Origin of the sequence: Cellulomonas sp. ES6, from assembly GCF_030053835.1 — a bacterium.
In the GTDB taxonomy this organism is placed as follows: domain Bacteria; phylum Actinomycetota; class Actinomycetes; order Actinomycetales; family Cellulomonadaceae; genus Cellulomonas.
In genome coordinates, this window is record NZ_CP125655.1 from 1,702,361 (window position 1) to 1,719,852 (window position 17,492).

General features: G+C 75.9%; 16 protein-coding genes. 6 read left to right on the forward strand and 10 right to left on the reverse strand.

Annotated elements, in window-relative coordinates:
• Positions 1-124: 124 nt before the first annotated feature.
• The 5 genes from P9841_RS08005 to P9841_RS08025 all read right to left on the reverse strand — a co-directional run bounded on the left by P9841_RS08005 (position 125) and on the right by P9841_RS08025 (position 4,829).
• Complete coding sequence (locus P9841_RS08005) at positions 125-532, reverse strand: hypothetical protein (RefSeq protein ID WP_283321526.1); 408 nt, start codon at positions 530-532, stop codon at positions 125-127.
• Positions 533-551: 19 nt separating this feature from the next.
• Positions 552-1,004 carry a flagellar export chaperone FliS gene (locus P9841_RS08010; protein WP_283321527.1) on the reverse strand — a complete coding sequence of 151 codons (453 nt, stop codon included), beginning with the start codon at positions 1,002-1,004 and terminating at the stop codon, positions 552-554.
• Positions 1,005-1,032: 28 nt separating this feature from the next.
• Positions 1,033-2,391, reverse strand: a complete 1,359-nt coding sequence (gene fliD, locus P9841_RS08015; protein ID WP_283321529.1) for a flagellar filament capping protein FliD — start codon at positions 2,389-2,391, stop codon at positions 1,033-1,035.
• A gap of 129 nt (positions 2,392-2,520) precedes the next feature.
• Positions 2,521-3,714: a flagellin N-terminal helical domain-containing protein gene (locus P9841_RS08020; protein WP_283321530.1), complete on the reverse strand. Its 1,194-nt coding sequence runs from the start codon at positions 3,712-3,714 to the stop codon at positions 2,521-2,523.
• Between the two features lie 242 nt (positions 3,715-3,956).
• Positions 3,957-4,829: a sigma-70 family RNA polymerase sigma factor gene (locus P9841_RS08025; protein ID WP_283321531.1), complete on the reverse strand. Its 873-nt coding sequence runs from the start codon at positions 4,827-4,829 to the stop codon at positions 3,957-3,959.
• A 369-nt stretch (positions 4,830-5,198) separates the two neighbouring features.
• Between P9841_RS08025 and flgN the strand changes: the two genes are divergently transcribed.
• The 6 genes from flgN to P9841_RS08055 are packed head-to-tail and all read left to right on the forward strand — an operon-like array spanning position 5,199 to position 10,041.
• Positions 5,199-5,684 (forward strand): flagellar export chaperone FlgN, encoded by a 486-nt coding sequence (flgN, locus tag P9841_RS08030; RefSeq protein ID WP_283321532.1) that lies wholly within the window; start codon positions 5,199-5,201, stop codon positions 5,682-5,684.
• Positions 5,685-5,730: 46 nt separating this feature from the next.
• The gene (gene flgK / locus P9841_RS08035) at positions 5,731-7,149 is read left to right on the forward strand and encodes a flagellar hook-associated protein FlgK (protein WP_283321533.1); all 1,419 of its coding nucleotides are present in this window, start codon (positions 5,731-5,733) and stop codon (positions 7,147-7,149) included.
• Positions 7,146-8,048: a flagellar hook-associated protein FlgL gene (flgL, locus tag P9841_RS08040; RefSeq protein WP_283321534.1), complete on the forward strand. Its 903-nt coding sequence runs from the start codon at positions 7,146-7,148 to the stop codon at positions 8,046-8,048. Before flgK ends, flgL begins: the two co-directional genes overlap by 4 nt.
• Positions 8,045-8,470, forward strand: a complete 426-nt coding sequence (locus P9841_RS08045; protein ID WP_283321535.1) for a flagellar assembly protein FliW — start codon at positions 8,045-8,047, stop codon at positions 8,468-8,470. Before flgL ends, P9841_RS08045 begins: the two co-directional genes overlap by 4 nt.
• A 25-nt stretch (positions 8,471-8,495) precedes the next feature.
• The gene (locus P9841_RS08050) at positions 8,496-9,740 is read left to right on the forward strand and encodes an EAL and HDOD domain-containing protein (protein ID WP_283321536.1); all 1,245 of its coding nucleotides are present in this window, start codon (positions 8,496-8,498) and stop codon (positions 9,738-9,740) included.
• A gap of 58 nt (positions 9,741-9,798) precedes the next feature.
• Positions 9,799-10,041, forward strand: a complete 243-nt coding sequence (locus P9841_RS08055; RefSeq protein ID WP_283321537.1) for a DUF2530 domain-containing protein — start codon at positions 9,799-9,801, stop codon at positions 10,039-10,041.
• A 31-nt stretch (positions 10,042-10,072) separates the two neighbouring features.
• Here the strand turns inward: P9841_RS08055 and P9841_RS08060 are convergent, their stop codons facing one another.
• From P9841_RS08060 to P9841_RS08080, 5 genes are all read right to left on the reverse strand, one after another.
• Positions 10,073-11,305, reverse strand: a complete 1,233-nt coding sequence (locus P9841_RS08060; RefSeq protein WP_283321538.1) for an MFS transporter — start codon at positions 11,303-11,305, stop codon at positions 10,073-10,075.
• On the reverse strand, positions 11,302-14,751 hold the full coding sequence (locus tag P9841_RS08065) for an ATP-binding protein (RefSeq protein WP_283321539.1): 3,450 nt from the start codon (positions 14,749-14,751) through the stop codon (positions 11,302-11,304). The genes P9841_RS08060 and P9841_RS08065 overlap by 4 nt, the downstream gene beginning before the upstream one ends.
• The gene (locus P9841_RS08070) at positions 14,748-15,641 is read right to left on the reverse strand and encodes a DUF3027 domain-containing protein (RefSeq protein ID WP_283321540.1); all 894 of its coding nucleotides are present in this window, start codon (positions 15,639-15,641) and stop codon (positions 14,748-14,750) included. The genes P9841_RS08065 and P9841_RS08070 overlap by 4 nt, the downstream gene beginning before the upstream one ends.
• A gap of 1 nt (position 15,642) precedes the next feature.
• A complete protein-coding gene (locus tag P9841_RS08075) occupies positions 15,643-16,026 on the reverse strand; it encodes a cold-shock protein (protein ID WP_222171326.1) in 384 nt (127 codons plus the stop codon).
• 128 nt (positions 16,027-16,154) lie between these two features.
• The gene (locus P9841_RS08080; RefSeq protein WP_283321541.1) at positions 16,155-17,438 is read right to left on the reverse strand and encodes an EAL and HDOD domain-containing protein; all 1,284 of its coding nucleotides are present in this window, start codon (positions 17,436-17,438) and stop codon (positions 16,155-16,157) included.
• Between the last annotated feature and the right edge of the window lie 54 nt (positions 17,439-17,492).

Consider the following 17,492-nt stretch of genomic DNA (forward strand, 5'->3'; position numbering starts at 1 on the left):
GGGGCGGACTTCTTGCCACGTCACCCGCGCGAGGGAGCCGATACGCGCGGTCTGTCCGCTTCGCCCGCTCCCGTCCCCAGCCGCGCGGGGTGCGAGGGGGTTCCGGGGGTCGCCCGACCGGCGGTCAGGCCTCGGCGTCGAGGTAGACCGGGACCGCGGCGGGACGGGTGCGCATCGACTCGGCGAGGCGCAGGCTGCGGCGGTGCTCGCCGAGCTGCTCGGCGGTGCGGCGCACCAGGTCGCGCTGCCGCTCCACCAGGGCGGCGGCACGGGGGGCGAGGTCCAGCGGCAGGGGGCCGAGCCCGCGGGGCGTGCGCCACGGCTCCGTCACCGCGACGTCCAGCCCGGCGGCGACCTCGGGCGACCGGGCGGCGCGCAGCAGCGCCTCGGCCCGGTCCGCGACCGACTCCATCTCGGCCAGTGCGCGCGCCCAGGCCGCCTCCCGCTCGTCCTGCCCGCGGTGGCCGCCACCGGCGCCCGTGCCGGGGTCGGCGTACCCGTCGACCGCGGAGCCCTCGGTCAGCGCCGTCACGGCACCGACCGCGGGCGCCTCAGCCGACACCGAGCACCCCGGAGCCGGCCGGGCCGCCGGGGGCGGTGTCGAACGGGGACGCCGGCCGCGGGGCGGGCACGTCCTGCGCGACCACCGCGGCGGCCTCCCGCCACGTCTCGGCGAGCGGCGCGACGACGCCGCGGCAGGCCGCGACCCGGTCGGCGTCGCCGGAGGTGGCGGCGCCGATCAGCTCGGACAGCAGGAACGTGTACACCGACAGCAGCCGCTCCGCGCCGTCCCACGCGTCGACGTCGAGGTTCGCCATCAGCTCCGCGACGATCTCCTGCGCGTGGCCGAGCTGGGTGGTGCCGCCGACGCGGTCGCCCGCGCGGAACCGCTCCTCGGCGCGGTCCATGTCGAGCAGCAGCCGGTCGTAGAGCATGGTGAGGAGCTTCGCGGGGCCCGCGGTGGCGACCGCGTCGGCGAGGTACCGGGTCCGGACGTCGTACACGACGGCCCTCCGTTCGGGATCGGGCGGCTCAGCTCGCCGAGTTGTTCGCGTTGAGCTGCGCGAGCTGCTGGGTCAGGAAGTTCGAGGTCGACTGCATCTGCGACATGGCGACCTCCATGGCGGCGTAGGTCTTGACCAGCGCGGCGCGGCGCGTGGCCAGCCGGTCGTCCCAGCTCGCGATCCGGTCGGTGAGGTCCTTGACCTCGTCCTCGCGGACCTTGATGGAGGTCGTCAGCGTGCCGTCCGTCGCGTCGGAGGCGTCCTTCGCGGCCGTCTCGAGCGAGGCGGCGATCTTCTGGACGACGTCCTGCACCGCCGTGGGGTCGGCGGTGTACGCCGCGGCGAACTTCTCCGCGTCGAAGCTGAACGTGCCGTCCTTGCCGAGCACGATGCCGGTGCTGGCCACGTCGGTGCCGTCGGCCGCGGTCGAACCCGCGGCGAGCAGCTGCTGCTGCAGGAGCCGGATGGTGGTGTCGCCGGACAGCAGGCCGGCGGTGATGATCGAGCTGCCGTCGGCGGCGGTGCCGGTGCCCGAGGTGGTGCGGCTGGTGATCTCGCTGAGCACCAGGTTGAGGTTGGTCACGAGGTTCTGCGCCAGCGTGCTCATCGCCTTGGCGTCCCGGGCCACCGTGAGCGTGACCGGCTCCTCGGTGGTGGCCGAGACGGTGACGTCGACGCCGGTGAGCAGCCCCTCGAACGTGTTGCTCGCGGAGGTGACCGTCGTCGCGCCGGCGGTGTCGGGCCAGAGCGTGATGGACGCGTCCGACGCCGCGCGCAGCTGCTGCGACGTGAGGGTCTGGCCCGCCGCCGGGTTCCCGACGGCGACGGTGAACCCGTTGGCGGTGCCCGTCTCGGTGCCCGTGAGCTGCAGCTTGTAGACGGGGGCGGCCGCGGTGCCCACGTTGACCGCGGTCGCGGTGACGCCGGTGCCCTCCGCGTTGAAGGCGGCGACGACGTCCCCGATGTTCGAGCTCAGGGCCGTGATGGTCGTGGTCTCGCCGCCGCGCGTCAGCGTGAACGACGGCTGCAGGTCCGTGTACTGCGCGGGCAGCGTGTAGAGCGTGGACTGCGAGGCCGCGACCGCGTCGACGGTGAACGCGAGCGACGACGGCTGCGCACCGGTCGAGGTGACGGCGGTGACGGCGGTCGACGAGGAGGTCGCCTTCGCCGCCTGCCAGGACTCCGTCTTCGCGGCGGCGCCGGCGGCCGTGCCGAGCGAGGACACCTTGGTGTTCAGCGACTGCAGCGCGGAGACCACCGACTGCAGGCCGGACTTCTTGCTCGCCAGCAGCTTCTGCTGGTTCGCCTCGACCGCCATCAGCTTGTCGATGATCGCGGTGGTGTCCAGGCCGGAGATCAGGCCGTCGATCCCGATGCTGCTCGCCATCGTCTGCAGTCCCTCGCTGTGCTGGTCGGCGGTCGTGGTGATGCGGCCAGGCGGTGGGCGGACGGTCGTCCACCCACCGCCTGGCCGGTCGTGCGGTGCCACCCGTCACGGGGACGGGCGGCGGTCAGGTCACTGCAGGAGCTGGAGCACGCTCTGCGGCAGCGACTTGGCCTGGGCGAGCATCGCGGTGCCGGCCTGCGACAGGATCGACGCCCGCGTGTACGACACCATCTCCGAGGCCATGTCCGTGTCACGGATCCGGCTGTCCGACGCGGAGAGGTTCTCCACCGCGACGTTCAGGTTGTTGATGGTGTGGTCGAAGCGGTTCTGGACCGCACCGAGCTGCGAGCGGACCTTCGACACGGACTGGATGGCCGCGTCGATGGCGTCGATCGCCGAGGTCGCACCCGCGTTGGACGCGATGTTGTTGAACGTGGCGGTGTCGGCACCGGCGGCGCCGTCCACGTCCGCCACCAGGTCACCGGTGACGATCGCGTTACCGGCCGCGTTCTTCTCCGGGCCCTGGACCGTGACGTCGCCGTAGGCGCCGAACTTCACCGACAGGCCGGAGCCCGACAGCGCGGAGTCGACGGCGGACTGCAGCGCGTTGCGGTTGGCCTCCGCCTGGGTGGCGTTGGCGGTACCGCCACCGGCCCAGGTGATCGACGCGGCGTCGACCGTGTAGGTCTTGCCGCCGAAGGCGAACGACAGGTCGGCGGCCGGGGCCGCACCCGCGTAGTCCACCGTGCCCGGGCCGAAGGTCCAGGTCGAGCCACCGGAGGTGACGTCGATGTTGTCGACGCCGAGGCCGGCCGCGCTCATGGACTTCGCGGTCAGGTCGACCGTGATCGAGTCGGCGCTCGAGGTGTTGGCGCCGACCTGGAACACGCCCTCGTAGGAGCCGTTCAGCAGCGTCTTGCCGTTGAACTGCGTGGTGTCCGAGATGCGGGTGAGCTCCTTCTTGAGCTCGCCGATCTCGTCCTGGATGTTGCCCTTGGCGGTGGAGGACAGACCACCGTCGTTGGACGCCTGGACGGACAGGGTCCGCATGCGCTGCAGGATCGAGTGCGTCTCGGTGAGCGCACCTTCAGCGGTCTGGACGACCGAGATGCCGTCCTGGGCGTTGCGCACGGCCTGGGTGGTGCCGCCGATCTGGGCGCGCAGACCCTCGGAGATCGCCAGACCAGCAGCGTCGTCCGCAGCCCGGTTGATGCGCAGGCCGCTCGAGAGCTTCTCGAGGGACTTGCTCAGGTCGTTCTGGGTGCTGGACAGGTTGCGGTACGCGTTCAGCGCCGCGATGTTGGTGTTGACGGAGAGACCCATGGTTCTCTTCCTCCTTGATTCGGGTCGAAGTGGCCCATCCGTGGGCTCACCCCTGACCTTCGACCGCCGACGGGGCGGCCTGAGGGATTCGCGCCGGTTCACCCGTCCGGGTGGGCACCCGTCCGCCGCCGCCCCGCGCCCGTCCGCCGCAGCCGCGCGCGTGCGCCGGGGACGACGCAGGGCGCCGGCCGCGGGTGTGCGGCCGGCGCCCTGCGCCGTGTGAGCTGCTCCGGTGGCGTCCGTCAGACCGCCGCGGTCCGGCGGGCGTCGTCCTCGTACGGCGTGGGGACGGCCCGCACGACGTCCGCCTGGTGGCTGGCGGCGGTCATCGCGGCGCGGGACGCCACGGCGGCGAAGTACGTCCGGCGGCGGCGCTCCGCCACGCCGTCGGGGCGCTCGGCCGCGGGCACCAGGTCGGGGTCGAGGCTCGCGTTGAGGCCGTCCCGCATGAGCGCGAGGCCCTCGGTGCGCAGCTGGCTGATGCGGGACTGCGTGACGCCGAGCTCGTCGGCCAGCTCCGCGACGGACCGGTCCTGCAGGAACAGGCCCTCGATCACGGTGCGCAGCCGGTCGGGCAGCGTCTCGACCGCGGCGCGCAGGTAGCGCAGCCGCTCCCCGGTCAGCACGTTCTCCTCCGGGCCGGGCGCCTCGTCGCGGACGAGCTCGGCCACCGGGTGCACGGTCGCGTCGATGGACAGCACGCGCCGCTCGGCGTCCTGCCGGGCCTGGTCGACCGCGGCGAGGTCGGTGCCGAGCGCCGACGCGAGCTCCTCGCGCGAGGGGGTGCGGCCGAGCGCGGCGGTGAGCCGGTCGCTCGCGGCGGACAGCTCGCGGGCACGGTGCCGGGCGCCGCGCGACGCCCAGTCCATCGAGCGCAGCTCGTCGATGAGGGCGCCGCGGATGCGCAGCGCGGCGTACCGGGCGAACGGCACCCCGGTCTCCGGGTCGTACGCGCGGGCGGCGAGCACGAGGGCGAGGTGGCCGGCGGACACGAGGTCCTCGCGGCTGACCGTGGCGGGGACCCGGGCCAGGACCTCGCTGACGTGGTAGCCGACGATCGGCATGTGCGCGACGACGAGGTCGTCGGCGGCGGGGGCGGCTGCGGAGCTGTTCACGGACCGGTTCTCGGCCCCGCTGAATCCGGGCTTGAGCGATTCCCAGAAAGTTCCTGGGTATCCGATTTATCCGACTTGGGCGGCCATTTCGGACGTTCCGGACCGACAAACCGGACATGGACCCCCATAGCTCCGCGACGTTGGTCCCAGGTGTGACACAGATCACATCGAACGCACCCTCTGCGGCGCCGACAACCTGTATGGCGCACGTTCCGCACGCGCTGACCTGGGGCCTCACGCGGGCCGGCACACGCCTGTCCGATTTCGCTCAGGTCCTCACCCGCCGTCCCGATAGGAGGGAGGTGCCGCCCGGCGACCGCCGCGGCGACCGGCGACGCACCACCACACGGAAAGGGGGGGCTCACGGCCATGGCCCTGAGCGAGCTGTCCGACGTCCTGTGGACCGAGCGCCGACTGCTCGAGCTGCTGCTGTTCAAGCTCGAGGAGGAGCAGCTGGTGCTGACCAGCGGCCGCACCCGCTGGCTCGCGCACGCCACCCGCGAGGTCGAGACCGTCCTCGACGAGATCCGCGACGCCGAGCTCGGCCGGTCCGTCGAGGCCGACGCGGTCGCGATCGAGCTGGGCCTGGAGCCCGGCAGCACCCTGCAGACGCTCGCCCAGCACGCGCCGGCGCCGTGGGACGACCTGCTGCAGGCGCACCGCGACGCCTTCGTCCAGCTCACCACCGAGATCGCCCAGCTCGCCGACGGCAACCGCGAGCTGCTGGCCCTCTCGCACCGGGCCACGCAGGAGACCCTGATGTCCCTGCAGGAGTCGGTGCAGACCTACGACCCGACGGGCCACACGACCGCCGGGGCCGACCGCAGCGCGCAGCTGCTGGACCGCTCGTTCTGACGCGGCCGCGCCCGACGACCCCGACGAACCCGAGGAAGAGGACCCGTTGAGCACCTTCTCCGGACTGGGCACCGCCCTCAGCTCCCTGATCGCGCAGCGCCAGGCGCTCGAGGTGTCGGGCCAGAACGTGGCCAACGCCAACACGGTCGGCTACACGCGGCAGCGCGCCGCGATGAGCTCGCTGCCCGCCGCCACCGTGCCGTCGATGTTCTCCACGACGGACGGCGTCGGGATCGGCACCGCGGTGACCGGCATCGAGCGGCTGGGCGACGTGTTCCTCGACGCCCGCGTGCGCAACGAGACCTCCGGCTCGTCGCGGCTGTCCGCCGTGGCGACCGAGTACAAGACGCTCGAGACCACCATCGGCGAGCCGTCCGCGACCGGGTTCTCGAAGGACCTCACGGCGTTCTGGACCTCCTGGTCGGACGTCGCCAACTCCTCCGGGACCGTCGCCAACCGCTCCGTGCTGCTCGAGCGCGGCAAGGCCGTCGCCGACCGGATCGGCACGATGTACCGCGACATCGACACCCAGTGGCAGCAGGCGCTGACGACCACCACGTCGCTCGTCACGCAGGTGAACACCACCGCCGCGAACGTCGCCGACCTCAACACCCGCATCCTCGCGATCAGCAACGCGGGCGGGTCGGCCAACGAGCTGATGGACCAGCGCGACCTGCTCGTCACGCAGCTGTCGTCCCTCGTCGGCGCGTCCACCCGCGCCAACGCGGACGGCACGCTCGACGTCATGGTCGCCGGCAACGCCCTGGTCTCCGGGGGCAGCGCCAACGCGCTCGAGGTCGCCCCCACCAGCCCCGTGTCGTTCCAGGGCGCCGTCGACGGCGACGCGGTCACGATCCGGTGGGCGAAGACCGGCCACGCCGCGGGCATCGACGGCGGCACCGTCGCCGGCCTGCTCACCGTCCTGGCCCCCGCGGGCAGCGGCGGCGTCCTCACCGGGGCGGCCGCGCAGCTCGACGGGCTCGCCACGCAGATCGCCGAGCAGGTCAACGCGATCCACGACGACGGCTACACCGTCGACGGGCGCACCGGCATCGACTTCTTCACCTACGACCCCGGCAACCCGGCCAAGAGCCTCGCGGTCGCGATCACGGACCCCGACGACATCGCGGTGTCCGCCAGCGCCGCGGAGGCGTTCGACGGCACCGTCGGGGAGAAGATCGCCGGGCTCGCGAAGACCGCCGGCGGGCCCGACTCGCTGTGGTCCGCGTTCGTCGTCGACCTCGGCGTGAAGTCCGCGAGCGCGTCCTCCCGCGCCACCGTCGCCGAGGCCGCGCGCGCCACCGCCGCGTCCGCCCAGCTCGCGCAGACCTCCGTCGACACCGACGAGGAGACCGTCAACATGCTCGCGTTCCAGCGGGCGTACGAGGGGGCGGCCCGCGTGCTGACCGCGGTGGACGAGATGCTCGACACGCTGATCAACCGGACGGGGGTGGTGGGCCGATGAGCACCATCGGGCGCGTCACGCACTTCACGGTGCGGGCCTCGACGCTGGGCAACCTGCAGACCAACCTGCAGAAGATGTCCGACCTGCAGGCGCAGATGTCGTCGGGCACGAAGATCACCGTCGCCTCCGACGACCCCGCCGGCACCGCCGACGTGCTGCGCATCCAGGGCGACCAGCGGCTGCTCGACCAGTACAGCCGGAACGCCGCCGACGGCGAGGCCTGGCTGCTCACGGTCGACAGCGCGCTCACCACGTCGCTCTCCTCGCTCCGCAAGGCCCGCAACCTCACGGTCCAGGGCGGCAGCGGAGCGCTCGGCACCACCTCCCGGGCGGCGCTCGCCCAGGAGATCGAGGGCATCCGGGAGTCGCTGCTGGCCCAGGCGAACACCACCTACCTGGGGCGGTCCGTCTTCGCGGGCACCGTCTCCGGGGAGGCGTTCAGCGACGCCGCCGGCGGCTACACGTTCAACGGCGTCGCGACCGCCCGCGTCGAGCGCACGGTCGCGAGCGACACCACGGTGCGCGTCGACAGCACCGGCTCGGCCGTCTTCGGCGAGGGCACCGACTCGGTGTTCGCGGTGCTCGACCGCATCACGGCGGCGCTCAACGACACGACCACGGACTTCGACCCCTCGGCGTTCCTCGACGAGATCGACGGGCACCTCGACAACATGCTCACGGAGCTGTCGTCGAACGGTGCGCGCCAGAACCAGGTCGACTCCGCGCAGGACCTCATCTCCGCCAACCAGATCACCGCCAAGACGCGCCTCGGAGCCATCCAGGACGTCGACCTCGCGCAGATCATCCTCGACATCCAGTCGCAGGAGGTCGCGTACCAGGGCGCCCTGGGCGCCGCCGCCAAGGTGCTTCAGCCGACCCTCCTGGACTTCCTGCGATGACCGCTGACCTCGTCGACGCCGCGCGTCGCACCCACCTGCCCGAGCACCTCCACCTGCAGGCCCCCATGCCGGGGCTCGCGGGCTACGAGGACTTCACGCTCACCCCGTTGGACGACGCCGGCGTGCTCTACGCGCTGCGCTCGGAGCCCGAGGGCGCCCGCCCGGTGCGGCTCTTCGTCGTCGACCCGGCCGTGTTCTTCCCGGAGTACGCGCCCGTCCTCGACGCGGACGTGCTCACGGCCCTCGGCACCGACCGCGCCCACGCGGTGCGCCTCGTCGTGGTCCGCCCCGCGGAGGGCGGCGAGCCGCCGACCGCGAACCTCCTCGCCCCCCTGGTCCTGGACCCCGTGAGCGGGACGGCCGTGCAGACCGTCCTCACCGAGGACTGGCCGCTGCGCGCGCCGCTCGCCCCGGCCGCCTGACCTCCCCCTCCCGCAGGAGCCCGCCATGACCTCCCCCCTCGGTGACGACGTCGCGCCGGCGGGTCCGCGCACCGCCGGGCCCATCGGCGGCGGCGAGACCACCGTGCTGCGCCAGCCGGTCGTCCACCCCGACCGGAGCGTCTTCGGCTACGCCGTGCACGTGCGCGTCGGCGGGCCGTCCGGCGTCCCGCTGCCGGAGGACGTCACCGAGCCCGCCGTCGAGACCGCGTACCGGCGCCTGGACCTCACGGGCCTCGCCGACGACCGGCCCGTCCTGCTGCGCGCCACCACCGGGCTGCTGTCCGGCTCGGTGGCCGTCTGGTACGATGCCGCCCGCCTCGTCCTGGAGGTCACGCCCGCCCTGACGCGGCACCCCGAGGCCGACGCGCTGGTCGCCGCCACGACCGCCCGCGGCTCGCGCGTCGCCCTGGCCGACTACGACGGCTCCCTGCCCCAGGACCGCCTGCTCCCGCGGGCGTCGCTGGTCAAGGTCGACCTGCGCCGGGGGCCCGACCAGCTGGCCGACCTCGTCTCCCGCGCGCACGCCGCCGGCGCCACCGTGGTCGGCGAGCACGCGGACGACGCCGAGCGGGTCGCGCTGGCGCTGTCCCTCGGCGCCGACCTGCTGCAGGGCCCGATGTTCCAGCGCGACACCCCGCCGGTGCGCCGGACGTTCTCCGCCGGCGAGCTGCAGTGCCTGGAGCTCGTGCGCGTCCTCGGGCAGGACCCCGTCGACCAGCACGCCGTCGTGCGGACCGTCGCCGCCGACCCCGAGCTGTCCATGCGGGTGCTCCACCTGGTCAACTCCTCGGCGTTCGGCCTGCGCCGCGAGATCGACTCCGTGCAGCAGGCCGTCGTGCTCGTCGGGCCGCGGCAGTTGCACGCCCTGGCCATCGCGTCCCTCATCCAGGCGCGGCCGACGTCCGTGGCGTCGCTGTGGTCCGTCCTGACGCGCGCCACGGCGTGCCACGCGCTCGCCGGCGACGACGCCGGGTACACCGCCGGGCTGCTGTCCGCCGTGGCGGCGCAGCAGTCCCTGGACCTCGGCGAGCTCGTCGAGCGCACCGGCGTCTCCGGCGCCCTCGCGGGCGCGCTGCTGCGGCACGAGGGCCGGCTCGGGAAGGTCCTGGCCGCGGTCCTGGCGCACGAGGAGAACGACACCGAGGGCGTGCTGGCCACCGGGCTCGAGCCGTGGGACGTCGCCCACGCCTACCTGGCGGCGGTCCCCCAGGCGCTCGGCACGGCCACGGCGCTGGCGTTCGGCGACTGACCACGCGGTCCCGGGCGGCACGGGCCGGGCGCCGTCCCGCACGGCCTAGGGTGGTCCCGTGCCGTCGTTCATCCGCCTCGCCCTGCGCCCCGAGCAGCGCAAGCCCGCGCCCGACCCCGTGCCCGTCAGCCTGCGGCCGGTGTTCCTCGTCGGGATCGCGGTCTGGCTGACGGCGCTGGTGGTCGCGCTGGTGCTGTGGCTCACCGGGGCCGCCGGGCCGCTCGGCGTGTGGACGTGCGCGGTCGGCGCGGTGCTGGGGGTCCTGGGGCTCGGCTGGAGCCGCCGCCGGCCCGGGCGCTGACGGCCCCGCCGGCACAGCCCTGACGGCACCGTCAGGCGTCGTCCGTGCGGGCGGCCTCGCGCGCGGCCCGGGCCTCCGCCGCCCGCGCGCGCGTCCGGCCGGTCGCGTGCTCCGACCACCGGGGCACGAACGCCGCGAGCGCGGCCGCCGACAGCACGCCCGCGGCCCCCATCGTCACGATGCCCGCGGCGAGGCTGCCGGCCGCCGCCACCGCGGAGACGACCAGCGGGCCGGCCGCCGCGCCGGAGTCCTGGAACACCCGCCACACCCCGAGGAACTGCGCCCGGGCGTCCGGCGGTGCGACGTCCGCGCCGAGCGTCATGAGGATGCCCGAGCCGATGCCGTTGCCGAACCCCATGACCATCGCCACCACGGTGAGCCCCGCGAGGGAGCCCGTCAGCGGCAGCGCCGCGATCGCACCGCCCAGCACCAGCATCGACGGCACCGCCACCCACAGCCGGCCGCGGCGGTCCATCACCCTGCCCGCCGGGTAGAACAGCAGCATGTCGACCGCGCCGGAGATCCCGAACACCAGGCTGGTGGTCGCGGGCGACAGGCCCAGGTGCTCCGACCACAGCGGCAGCACGACCTGACGCGTCGAGCGCACGGCGCCGACCAGGACGACCGCCACGCCGAGCGTCGCCAGCAGCCGCGCGTGCCGCCGCACCAGCGCGGCGGTCGACACGGTGGCGCGGGGGCGAGGGGCGCCGTGCGGGTCGTCCGGGTCGCCCGCGAGGCCGACGACGAGTGCCGCCGCCACGCTCGTGACGACGGCGAGCCAGAACACGGACCGCAGGCCGCCGAGGTGCAGCACCCCGGCGCCGAGGAACGGCCCGAGGAACACGCCGATCCGCGCGACCCCGCCCAGCGTCGACAGCGCGCGGGCCCGGTTCACGACCGGCACGGCCTCCGTGAGGTACGCCTGCCGGGCCAGGTGGAACACCGCGGAGGCGGCCCCCATCACCAGCACCCCCGCGCCGAGCACCGGGAGCGTGGGCGCGAGCGCGCACGTCACCAGCGCGACGCAGGCGACCCCCGCGGCCACGATCATCGCGCGGCGGTCGCCCACGCGGGCGGCGAGCGCCCCGGCCGGGACGTCCCCGAGAATCTGGCCGACGCCGACGAGCGCGACGACCAGCGCGGCGCGGTCGAGGCCCGCACCGAGCTCCGCGGCGACCAGGGCGACCACCGGGGTGACGGCGCCGAGCCCCGTCTCGTAGAGCAGGGCGGGCAGGTACGCGGAGGTCAGGAGGGAGCGGGTCATCGCCCCGTCATCATGCCGCGACCGTCGCCCGCCTGCTCCACGGCGAGCTCGGCCGCCCGCTCCGGCTCGAGCAGCACCAGCTCGACGGCGTGCCGCAGGGACCACGCCCCGGCGGCCTGCGCGAGCCCGCGCGCCAGCCCCGCGAGGTGCGTCGCGTGCACGACCGCCTCCGGGCCCGCCCCCTCGACCCACCAGTCGACCGGCACGCCGTCCACCCGCAGCGACTCGTGCTCCACCCAGGTGGGCGGGGCGCCCGGCAGCAGCGTCCGCACGGCGGGCGGCGTGGTGCTCAGCGCGCCGGCGTCGTCGCCGTCCTCCTGCGCGACCGCGCCGTCGGCGAGCTCGTCCGCGGTCGGCACCCCCAGCGCCTCCGCGAGGTCGTCCGGGTCGACCGGCCCCGCCGGCGGCACCATCGCGGCCACGTCGGTGCGCTGCCACCACATCGGCTCGGGCGCCACCGCGGCGTCCTCGGCGTGCACCAGGGCCACCCGGTCCGGGGCGACGAGCGCGGGGAGCACGTCCAGCCCGGGCCGCGCGGCGTCGTCGTCCGCCCACGCCCGGGCGCGTCCCGCCCACGCCGCCCAGACCGCCCCGGCCAGCGCGAGGTCGACGGGGGCACCCACCGGAGCCGCCGCCCGCAGCAGCCGGTTCCAGTCGGGGGCCGGCACGTCGGCCACCCGCCCGACGCCGCCCAGCGCGGCGAGCACCGCGTCGTCCAGTCCGGCGACCTCCGCCGGGGCCGGCGGCAGCAGCCGCGTGGCGGCCGGCTCGGCACCCGCGACGGCGAACGGCCCGCCCGGCACGAGGCCCGACCGGTGCCGCAGCCACCACGCCGTGTACGACGGGGCGGTCCCCGTGCCCTGCTCCGGGCGCACCGGGTCGAGCAGCGCCCGGCGCAGCGGCCCGGGCTCCGCGAACCGGGCGAGCACCCGCGGCCACGCCCCGGGGTCGACGGCGTCGAGGTCCGCCACCGCGACGACCTCCGGCAGCGACTCCCCCTCCCCGAGCAGCCGGGCGACCTCGGCCAGGTAGTCGTCCCACCCGTCGAGCCCGTCCGCGACGAGCCCGGAGTCGTCGTCGAGGTCGGGCCCGGACGTGGCGACGTCGGCGAGCCGCAGCACCACCAGGTCGGCGCGCACCCCCACCGCGATGAGCGCCGCGGGACCCCAGCGCTCCACCGCCGCCGGGTCGACCGGCGCCAGCACCCGGTCGTCCAGCAGCGCCGCGGCCGGGGACCCCGGGAGCAGCAGCCCGTGCGCCGGCGCCGGTTCCCCGTCGGCGTCGCGCAGCGTGAGCAGGCCCAGCACCGCGCGCCCCGCCGGCACGGGCGCCCCGGGGTCGAGACCGGCGTCCGTGCTCTCGGCGAGCGCGGCGCGCACCAGCGTCAGCACCGCCTCGGTGACCTGCCCGGCGAGCTCGAGGTCGTCCTCGTCGGCCTGGTCCAGCACGGCCTGCCGCACGCCCGGGTGCGCCAGCAGCGCCGCCGGGTCGGCGGGGGCGGCCCCGAGCCGCTCCAGCACGGGGTGCGCGGCCTCGGGGTGCACGAGCCGGACGCCCCAGCGGCCGAGGACGCCGAGCGCGTCCGCCACCGCGCCCGCCCCACCGTGCGCGTCGTGCGCGTCGTGCGCGTCGTGCGCGTCGTGCGCGTCGTGCGAGCCGAGCGGCTCGTGGTCGTCCGGGCCCTCGACGGGCAGCAGCAGGCCCCGCGCGCCGCGCACCACGCGCCCGTCCGCCAGCGGCACCGGCAGCCCGGCGAGCGCCTCCCGCACCAGGGGGTCCCCCACCGCGGCGTCCAGGGCGCCGTACAGCGCACGCCAGCGCGCCGGCGGCAGGTTCGCCGCGGCCGGCAGCTCGTCCACGACGTCGGCGACCTCCCGGACCTCGACGCCCAGCGACCGCGCCGCCGGCAGGCCGCCCTCGGGCAGCACCACCATCCCGCCGAACCACGGCGCCAGCGCCCGCGTCAGCTCCGCCGCGGCCGGCCCCGCGAGCGCGACGGCCCGCCGCGGCTCGACCAGCTCCGCGGTGGCGCCGCTGCCGCCCGCGCCGTCCGCCGAGAGGCCAGGACCCGGGGTGTCGTCGCCGGCACCACGCCCGCCTGCCGGCCTCTCGGGGGCGGCCGCCGGCAGGAGCGGGGTGCGGGACAGGGCGTCGAGCAGCCGCGGGCGCAGGGCCGCGTCGACCTCACCCGCCGGCAGACCCAGCGGGACCAGCCGCAGGGCGTCCCCGCCGTCGGACGCCACGTCGGCCGCCAGCAGCGCGTACAGGTCGCCCGCGACGTCGAGCAGCGCGTCCGTCGCCCGGCCGCGCGCCGCACGCCGGCGGGTCGGGTCCAGCGGCAGCGTCGCGACGAGCAGGGCCGGCAGGTCGAGGGGGTCGTCGGTCGGCGTCGGCGCGTGCAGCACGGCCGGGGTACGCCCGGCCCCCGGCGCCCGCCCGTCCCGCGGCTGCGCCCACGTGACGCGCCACCCGCGGCGGCCGCGCTCCTCCACGGGCCGGTCGGCGAGGAGGGCCGGGTCGAGCTCGCCCTCCGCCGTGCGCCGCCGCCACCGCCGGTCCAGGTCGGCCACGCGCCGCCGCGTCCCGGCCAGGTCGTCCTCGACGACGACCTCCGTGAGCGCCGGCAGGGCGAGCAGCAGCGTGTCGCCGACCTCGGCCAGCATCCGCCGCACGGCGTCGACGGCCTCCTCGTCGCGCAGCGCCAGCACGACCGCCGTGTCGTACCCGCCGGGCGGGCGGCCCGCGTGCTCCCGGGGCAGTCGCAGCGCGGGCAGCGAGCCCTCGCGCCGGGCCACCTCGTCCGCCAGCCGGGGCTCGCCGGCCGCGGCGAGCGCGAGGTCCCGGCGTGTCTCCGCGAGCGAGAACCGCACCGCCCCGGAGGTGGAGAGCACCGCGAGCTCGTCGGACACCGCGCGCACCGCGGCGAACCCCACGCCGAAGCGCCCGACCAGCCCGCCCCCCGTCGCCGGCCCGCCCCAGTCGCGCGACGAGGACGCGCGCATCGACGCGAGCGACGCCACGCCCGCCGCGTCCAGCGGCGCGCCCGTGTTCGCCGCGACGAGGACCGCCGCGCCCCCGGCCGGCACCGCGTCCCCAGCGGGCACCGCGCCCCGGGCCGGCGCCGCGTCCCCACCAGGCACCGCGTCCCCGTCGGGCCCGGACCCCTCGCCGGTTCCGCGGCCGTCCCCGTCCCCGTTCGCGTCCTGCGCGCCCGGGGCGTCGGCGCCCGCCGCGGTCAGCCGCAGCAGCAGCCGCCCGGGCACACCGGCGCGGACGGCGGCGTCGGCGGCGTTCTGCGCGAGCTCCACCACCACGCGGTCGCGGTAGTAGCCGCGGGCGTGGTCCTCCTCGGTGTTCGCGTCCTCGCGCAGCCGCGCCGGGTCCGTGCGCCACGTCCTGAGCACCCGCTCGCGCAGCGCGCGCGTGCCGAGGACGTCGGCGGTCACGGCTCCGGCTGCGTGGCGGGGGCCTCGTCGGCCCCGGCGTCCGGGGTGGTCCCGGTGGCGTCGCCCCCGGTCGCGGCCGCGTCGTCGGCCCCGGGCGCGACCCCGTCGGCGGTCGTCCCCGCCCCGGAGGCCCCGGCGGCCCCGGTGCCCGAGGTCGGCTCCAGCACGAGGTCGCGGGTCACGGGCACGTCCGGCCACTCCGAGGGCCGCGGCTCGACGTCGGTCTCCGAGTGGGCGCCGCAGCCGTGCTCGAGCGCGACGACCTTGCCGTCGTCGGGCGACCACTCGTTGACGCAGACGCCGAACACCGTGCCGAGCGGACCCTGCAGCGGCACCAGGAACCCGCACGTCATGCAGGGCTCGACGGACGCGACGGACCCGGCGGTCGCCGGGCCCTGCCGGCCGCGGTACCAGCGCTCGGCGGCCTCCGCGATGCCGACGGGCGACAGCACCCGGTTGCGGGCCAGCGCGAGCTCGCCGATCGCGACCTCGTCCACCTCCGGGTCGCCGGTCGGCGTGAAGCCGGGCTCCAGGCGGGGGTCGTCGGCGCGGAACGGCAGCACGTCGCCGGGGCCGATGTCACCGGGGCGCAGGCGCTCCTCCCACGGCACCCACGCCGGCGCCAGGACGGCGTCGTCGCCGGGCAGCAGGACCGCCTCGCACACGGTGGCCTTGCGGGCGCGCGGCACGCGCGACAGCGTGACCGTCCACACCCAGCCGCGGTAGCCCTTCGCGGTGCAGGCGAAGCGGTGCGAGACGAGGCGGTCGGCCTCGACCGTGTACCCGAGGTGCTCGCCGACGTCCTCGGGGTGCTCCGCGAGGTCGAGGGCCGCCTCGCGGGCGAGGTCGACGGCGCCGCCGAGCACCGCGTCCTGGGTCGCCGTCGCCATCTCAGGCCTCGAGGTCGTCGGCGACGGCGCGCAGCAGGGCGGAGACCTGGCCGGCGCGGGACTTCTCGGGGTAGCGGCCGCGGCGCAGGTCGTTGCCGACGCGGTCGAGCACCTTGATGAGGTCCTCGACGATGACCGCCATGTCGTCGGCGGGCTTGCGCGCGGCCTTCACGACCGACGGCACCGGGTCGAGCAGCTTGACGGACAGCGCCTGCGGGCCGCGGCGGCCGTCCGCGACGCCGAAGTCGACGCGGGTGCCGGGCTTGGGCGAGCCGATGCCGGCGGGCAGGGCGGACGCGTGCAGGAACACCTCGGTGCCGTCGTCGGCGGCGATGAAGCCGAACCCGCGATCGGTGTCGAACCACTTGACCTTGCCGGTGGGCACTGCGATCCCCTGGTGTGTCGTCGGAAGCGCGCGGACCGCCCGCACGTCACCAGGCTACCGGTCGCGCCACCCGCCCACGCCCGCTCCGCCGCGGGCGCGGACCCCCGGGGCCGCGGGGGAGGTCCCGGTCAGGCGAACGCCACGCCGTCGTCCGGCTCGCCGTCCAGGGCCTGCAGCCGCGGCACCGGCTGGTACACCGTGGCGAGCAGCGCCCGGGCCTCGCGCAGCGCGGTCAGGTACACCAGCGACACGTGCAGCGCGGAGTACGGGGAGCGGATGCTCGGCGAGTGCTCCTCGGCGATGGCGTCGAGGTACGCGTCGAGCACGTCGCAGGCCGCGACCACGCGGGCGCTGGGCTGCGAGCGGTGCAGCTCCGGGTCCAGGTCCGCCACGGGGACGTCGAGCAGCTCGGAGACGATGCGCACCAGGGCCTCGGTCGACGCCTCGAGCGGGTCCTGCGGCGCGAGGATCTCGGCGGCGCGCGTGCGGGCCAGCGCCATCAGGGGGATCTCGTCGTCGTGGTGGCCGGCGGTGGCGAGCACCTCCAGCACGAGCATCGCCCGGAACCGCTCCCGCCCCAGCAGCACGAGCGCCTGGTGCAGGTTGCGGACGGTCCGCCCCGCGCCCGAGACGCTGTTCACGACCCGGAACACCTTGAGCGCGATCGCCGGGTCGGCCGCGGTGAGCCGGGCCAGCCGGCGGTAGGACACCTGCGGGTCGCCGAGCTGGACGAGCAGCCGGCCGGCGACCATCGCGTGGTGGGCGAGCGCGGGCCGGGTCAGCACCGTCGGGCGCCGGAAGTGGTAGCCCTGGAACAGGTCGAACCCGGCGTCCTGGGCGGCGAGGAAGTCGTCCTCGTCCTCCACGTGCTCCGCGACCAGGGCGGCGGTCGGCGCCTCCTCGCGCAGCTGCGCGGCGAACTCCGCGAGCCGGTCGCCCACGTCCGACATGTCGACCTTGACGTAGTCGCACAGCGGCAGCAGCGGCCAGCGCGCGTCGCCGGGCACGAAGTCGTCCAGCGCGATGCCGAAGCCGAGTCGGCGCAGCCGCTCGACGCCCGCGACCACCTCCTCGTCCGCGGGCACCTGCTCGAGCACCTCGAGGACGACGCGGTGCGGGTCGAGCGCCACCGGCAGCTCGTCCACGATGAAGGACCGGGGCACGTTGACGAACAGGTCGCCGCTGCCTGCGAGGTCCTCGACGCCGAACTCGGTGAGCGTCGCGACGATGACCGTCGCGGTCGCACGGTTGTCGTCGATGCCGGGGCGGACGCCGGACTCGACGGCGTCGGAGCTCGCGCGGAACAGCAGCTCGTGGCCGATCGGGCGGCTGAGCACGTCGTAGATGCCCTGGCGCGCGACGCACACCTCGTGCGTCGCCCCGGGCAGGTGCCCGGCGGTGATCGGGGCCATGGGGTCCCTTCCGGTCGGCGCGCGCGCTCCCAGGGCCGCGCGTGGGCGTTGACA

Coding starts and splice junctions, on each gene's coding strand:
- P9841_RS08060 (WP_283321538.1), bottom strand. CDS start 11,305: ATGACCCGCTCCCTCCTGACCTCCGCGTACCTGCCCGCCCTGCTCTAC.
- fliD (WP_283321529.1), bottom strand. CDS start 2,391: ATGGCGAGCAGCATCGGGATCGACGGCCTGATCTCCGGCCTGGACACC.
- P9841_RS08050 (WP_283321536.1), top strand. CDS start 8,496: ATGACCTCCCCCCTCGGTGACGACGTCGCGCCGGCGGGTCCGCGCACC.
- P9841_RS08080 (WP_283321541.1), bottom strand. CDS start 17,438: ATGGCCCCGATCACCGCCGGGCACCTGCCCGGGGCGACGCACGAGGTG.
- flgN (WP_283321532.1), top strand. CDS start 5,199: ATGGCCCTGAGCGAGCTGTCCGACGTCCTGTGGACCGAGCGCCGACTG.
- P9841_RS08070 (WP_283321540.1), bottom strand. CDS start 15,641: ATGGCGACGGCGACCCAGGACGCGGTGCTCGGCGGCGCCGTCGACCTC.
- P9841_RS08020 (WP_283321530.1), bottom strand. CDS start 3,714: ATGGGTCTCTCCGTCAACACCAACATCGCGGCGCTGAACGCGTACCGC.
- P9841_RS08045 (WP_283321535.1), top strand. CDS start 8,045: ATGACCGCTGACCTCGTCGACGCCGCGCGTCGCACCCACCTGCCCGAG.
- flgL (WP_283321534.1), top strand. CDS start 7,146: ATGAGCACCATCGGGCGCGTCACGCACTTCACGGTGCGGGCCTCGACG.